This window comes from Rhodobaculum claviforme, assembly GCF_016653255.1.
GTDB classification, from domain to species: Bacteria; Pseudomonadota; Alphaproteobacteria; order Rhodobacterales; family Rhodobacteraceae; genus Rhodobaculum; species Rhodobaculum claviforme.
Genome location: NZ_NHSD01000195.1, coordinates 1 through 4,652 on the forward strand (window position 1 = coordinate 1; position 4,652 = coordinate 4,652).

Annotated in this window: 5 protein-coding genes and 1 tRNA gene; 4 read left to right on the forward strand and 2 right to left on the reverse strand. The window is 76.7% G+C overall.

Features of this window, described 5'->3' with window-relative positions:
* The coding region (locus tag CCR87_RS06610; RefSeq protein WP_201156769.1) for a DUF4177 domain-containing protein at window positions 1–451 on the forward strand (451 nt) is incomplete at its 5' end.
* A gap of 44 nt (window positions 452–495) precedes the next feature.
* Here CCR87_RS06610 and lipB read toward each other — a convergent pair.
* Window positions 496–1,188, reverse strand: coding sequence for a lipoyl(octanoyl) transferase LipB (gene lipB / locus CCR87_RS06615; protein ID WP_338048885.1), 693 nt, complete (start codon window positions 1,186–1,188; stop codon window positions 496–498).
* A 97-nt stretch (window positions 1,189–1,285) separates the two neighbouring features.
* Between lipB and CCR87_RS06620 the strand changes: the two genes are divergently transcribed.
* Window positions 1,286–1,372: transfer RNA gene (locus tag CCR87_RS06620), tRNA-Leu, on the forward strand.
* Window positions 1,373–1,514: 142 nt separating this feature from the next.
* On the opposite strand, the gene CCR87_RS17195 is transcribed toward CCR87_RS06620, so the two are convergent.
* Window positions 1,515–1,670, reverse strand: coding sequence for a DUF1674 domain-containing protein (locus tag CCR87_RS17195; RefSeq protein WP_242511891.1), 156 nt, complete (start codon window positions 1,668–1,670; stop codon window positions 1,515–1,517).
* 176 nt (window positions 1,671–1,846) lie between these two features.
* Between CCR87_RS17195 and CCR87_RS06630 the strand changes: the two genes are divergently transcribed.
* Window positions 1,847–3,211: an RsmB/NOP family class I SAM-dependent RNA methyltransferase gene (locus tag CCR87_RS06630; protein ID WP_201156772.1), complete on the forward strand. Its 1,365-nt coding sequence runs from the start codon at window positions 1,847–1,849 to the stop codon at window positions 3,209–3,211.
* A gap of 30 nt (window positions 3,212–3,241) precedes the next feature.
* Window positions 3,242–4,652: heparinase II/III family protein (locus CCR87_RS06635; protein WP_201156773.1), on the forward strand; the 1,411-nt coding region annotated here is incomplete at its 3' end.

Sequence of the window (4,652 nt, forward strand, 5' to 3'; positions counted from 1 at the left end):
CCCCGCCCACGGCACCAGGGCGCGCGGCCTGCGCACCCCCGAGGACCGCTTCGCCGTGGCCCTGTCCGATGCGATCAACGCGATGGCCGCCGACGGCTGGGACTATCTGCGCGCCGAGACGCTGCCCTGCGAGGAACGCACCGGCTGGCTGTCGAGCCGCACCACCACCACCCATCACACGGTGCTGGTGTTCCGTCGCGCCCTTGGCCCCCGGGCCGACGCCACTCCCGTCGCCACACCCGACACCCCGGTTGCCGCTCCGGCGCCCGTGGCGACGGGGATGGAGGGGCTGCGCGCCATCCCGTCGCGCGCAGCATCCCCCCAGCGTGCGCCGGCGATGGCCACCCCCGCCCAGCGCCGCGAGCCAACGGTTCCGATTGCCTCGCAGGACAGCGCCACGCAGCCGCCGCGCGGGCCCCTGCCGCCGCGCCCGGTACGCCGCAACGACTGACCCGCCACACCGACTGACCCGCCCGGCCCGTGGCCGCAGCGCCGTCAGCCCGACACGGCCACTCCAGGTCCCAGCAGCGGCGCCGCCGTGCGCCGCAGCGCAAGGTCCAGATCCTCGATCCCCACCGGCAACCCCAGGTCCACAAGGCTGGTGACCCCGTGCCCCGCGATGCCACAGGGCACGATTCCGTCGAAGTGGCTCAGGTCCGGCTCCACGTTGATGGCCAGGCCATGGAAGCTGACCCAGCGGCGCAGCTTGACGCCGATGGCCGCGATCTTGTCGTCGCGCGGGGTGCCATCCGGCAGGGGCGGCTTGTCCGGACGCTCCACCCAGACGCCGACGCGGCCCGGGCGGCGGTGGCCGGTCACGTTGAACTCGGCCAGCGCGGCGATGATCCAGCCCTCCAGCCCCGCCACGAACCGCCGCACGTCGCGCCCCCGCACCCCGAGGTCGAGCATCACATACACCACCCGCTGCCCCGGCCCGTGATAGGTGTACTGCCCGCCCCGCCCCGCGACATGCACCTCGAACCGCCCGGGGTCCTTCAGATCCGCCAGATCCGCCGATGTCCCCGCAGTATAGAGCGGCGGATGCTCCAGCAGCCACACCGCCTCCGCCGCCTCGCCCCGCGCGATGCTGGCCACCCGCGCCTCCATCGCGGCCAGCGTCGCGCCATAGGGCTGAAGCCCGTCGAAAACCCGCCACTCGACCATCGCTGCCTCCGCTGCCCGCCACACGGGCTATAGGGCACCGGGCCCCGCACCCGGAAGACCCCGACCCGCCATTTCCCCCTTCACAAGTCCCCGCACAGCGGATACACGACCCTCGTCGCGAGCGGTCGTGGCGGAATTGGTAGACGCGCAGCGTTGAGGTCGCTGTGGGGTAAAACCCGTGGAGGTTCGAGTCCTCTCGACCGCACCAGACCTTCGCACGGGGTGATCCCCGGGGCGATCAGGGTTCGGACGCTGCCTGATCCATGACTGTGTGATGATGTCTCAGGGTGGCGCCCCGAAGCGCCGGGACGGTGCGCGCAACCAGCGGCGCGGGCCATGCCGCACCACCGTCAGAAATCGACCGCGATTCCCTTGCGTTCCCAGTCACCGAAGCGGACCGGCTCCGGCCCGTCGCGCCCGCCCTCCTCGGGCGGCAGCGTGAGGGCGCGGGCCTTGCGGCGACGCTCCTCGGCTTCGGCGAGGGCGCGCTGGGCGGCGGGGGGCAGGGACGCCGACGGGTGCTCTGCATCGGGCGCGCAGGCATCAGGCGCGCAGGCGGTGGGCTGCTCGGGCGGGCGGTCTGCGGGGGTGTCCATGGCGGCGGCCTCCGGGCGGCGGGCGGTTGTGCGGGTCTGGAGTGTGATATACGGCCCGCGGATCAGGGATCAACCACGAGGCGCAGATGGCACGGACGGGGCGCACGGAACGGTCGGGCAGCGCCGGGCGCACGGCCACATCGGCCGCGCCCGTCACGGCGCGTGGCGCCGCCGCGCGGCTGCTGGAACAGGTGCTGCGCGACCACCGCCCGCTGGAGGCCGAGGACAGCGCAGGCCCCCTCGCGCCCCTTCCCCCGGCCGATCGGGCGCGCGCGCTGCGGCTGGCGCGCACCACGCTGCGTCACCTTGGGCGCGCGGATGCGACGCTGGCGCCGTATCTGTCCTCGGCGCCGCCGGATGCGGTGCGCATGCTGCTGCGGCTGGCCGTGGTGGAGCATTTCGTCGAAGGCGCCCCGGCGCACGCCGTGGTGAACGAGGCCGTGGAGCAGGTGCGCGCCCGGCGCGGCGGGGCGCGGCTGGCGGGCATGGCCAACGCCGTCCTGCGCCGGGCGCTGGCCACCCCGCCGCAGGACTGGGCCGCGCGACCACCGGAGCGGCTGCCGGACTGGCTGCGCAAGCGGCTGGTGCGGGCTTGGGGGGCGGCGGCCGTGGCGGCGATGGAAGAGGCCCACGCGCAGGGCGCCCCCACCGATCTGACCCCGCGCGCCCCCGGGGATGCAGCGGCGCTGTCGGCGGCGCTGGGCGCCACGCTGCTGCCCACCGGCAGCCTTCGGCTGGGGCGCGGCGCGGGCCAGATCTCGACGCTTCCCGGCCATGCCGAGGGGGCGTTCTGGATCCAGGACGCCGCCGCCGCGCTGCCGGCGCGGCTGCTGGCGCCGCGCGCCGGGGCGCGGGTGCTGGACCTGTGCGCGGCCCCGGGGGGCAAGACGCTGCAACTGGCGGCGACGGGGGCGGCGGTGACGGCGCTGGACATCTCGGACATGCGGCTGGCGCGGCTGCACGAGAACCTCGGCCGTGTGGGGTTGCCGGCGCAGGTGGTCACCGCCGATGCGCTGACATGGACGCCCGAGGCACCGTTCGATGCCATCCTGCTGGATGCGCCCTGCACCGCCACCGGCACCATCCGGCGCCATCCCGACCTGCCGCATGTGCGCGGGGCGGATGCGCTGCGCAGCCTGGTCGCGGTGCAGGCGGCGCTGATCGACCGCGCGCTGGGCTGGCTCGCACCGGGGGGGCGGCTGGTCTATGCCACCTGCTCGCTCCTGCCCGAGGAGGGGGAGGACCAGATCGCCGCCGCCCTGGCCCGCCACCCCGGCGTTGTGGTGCTGCCGGTGGATGTCCCCGGCGCGGACCCGGACTGGAGCGCGCCGGGCGGCGGGCTGCGGCTGCGGCCCGATCACTGGGCGGCATGGGGGGGCATCGACGGCTTCTTCATGGCCGCCCTGCACCGCCCCGGCGCGGGCCATGACATTGCGCCGCAGCCCCGCTAGTCTTTCGCGCGAACCCCGGCGGAGCATCCCATGATCCCCACCGCCCCCGCGCCCGACGCCAGCGCCGCCGATCGCCGCGCGGCACGGCGTGCGCTGCGCTGCGCGCCATCCCGCGGCGATGCCCCGCCGGTCCCGCCGGGGCTGGAGGCGCGCAGCCTGACCAGCCCCGCGCGCGGCCGCGCGTTGTTGCAGGGGCGGCTGCGGGTGGGGGGCGCCGTGATGCCCGCGGGCGGTGACGATCCCTGGGCCGGCGCCCCTCCGGCACCGGTGGCCGAGGCGTTGCAAGGGTTTGTCTGGCTCGATGATCTGGCCGCGCAGGGCGGAGCCGCCGCGCGCGAGGTGGCGCAGCGCTGGCTGGCCGGCTGGCTGGATCGTTTCGGCACGGCGCGCACGGTCGGGCGTGGCCCGGCGTGGCGGACCGACCTGGCGGCGCGGCGGCTGATCCGCTGGGGCCATCACGGCCGGATGCTGGCATCGGGCACGGGGCGGCGCACGGCCGCGGCGCTGTCGCGATGCGCCCACGCGCACGGCGCGTTCCTGGCGGCGCGCTGGGCGGCGACCCCGCCCGGCCTCGCACGGGCCGAGGCGGCGACGGCGCTGTCCTACGCCGCCTGCACCCCCGATGCGGCGGCGGGCGTGGCCGAGGCCGCCCGCGCCGCGCTGGAGGACCTGTGCGAACGCGGGATCGACGCAGCGGGCGGCCTGCCGCAGCGCAACCCCGAAGAACTGCTGGCGGTGTTCATGCATCTCGGCTGGGCGGGGACGGCCCTGGCGGCGGCGGGACAGGCGATCCCGCCGGGCCTTGCCGCGGCGCAGGCGCGCATCGCGCCGACCCTGCGGGCACTGCGCCATGCCGACAGCGGGATGGCGCGGTTCCACGGCGGCGGGGCCGGGATCGACGGCGCGCTCGACCTCGCGCTGGCCGAGGCCGAGATCCGCGGCCGCCCGCGCCCGGGCGGCGCGATGGGGTTCGCGCGCCTGACCGCCCGGCGCACCACGGTGATCGTGGACGCAGCCCCGCCGCCGCCCGGCCCGCTGGGCCAGGCCTCCACCCTGGCGTTCGAGCTGACATCGGGGCGGCGGCCGGTGATTGCGGGGCCCGGGCCGGGGGCGGCGTTCGGGCCGCACTGGGCCCGCGCCGCGCGCGCCACCGCCATGCACGCCACCCTGACGCTGGAGGGGTGGTCGTCGTCGCGCCTCGGCCCCGCACGGCGCGACAGCGGCGGCCCCGGGGGCACGCTGTCCGACACCCCGCGCCAGGTCACCCTCACGCGCGAGGGTGAGGGGCCGACGGCCGGCCTCGTGCTCAGCCATGACGGGTGGGCCCGCAGCCATGGCATCGTGCATGTGCGCCAGCTCACCCTCAGCCCCGACGGGCGCGCGCTGTGGGGCGAGGACGCGCTGCTGGCCACCACCCCCGCCCAGCGCCGCCGGTTCGAGG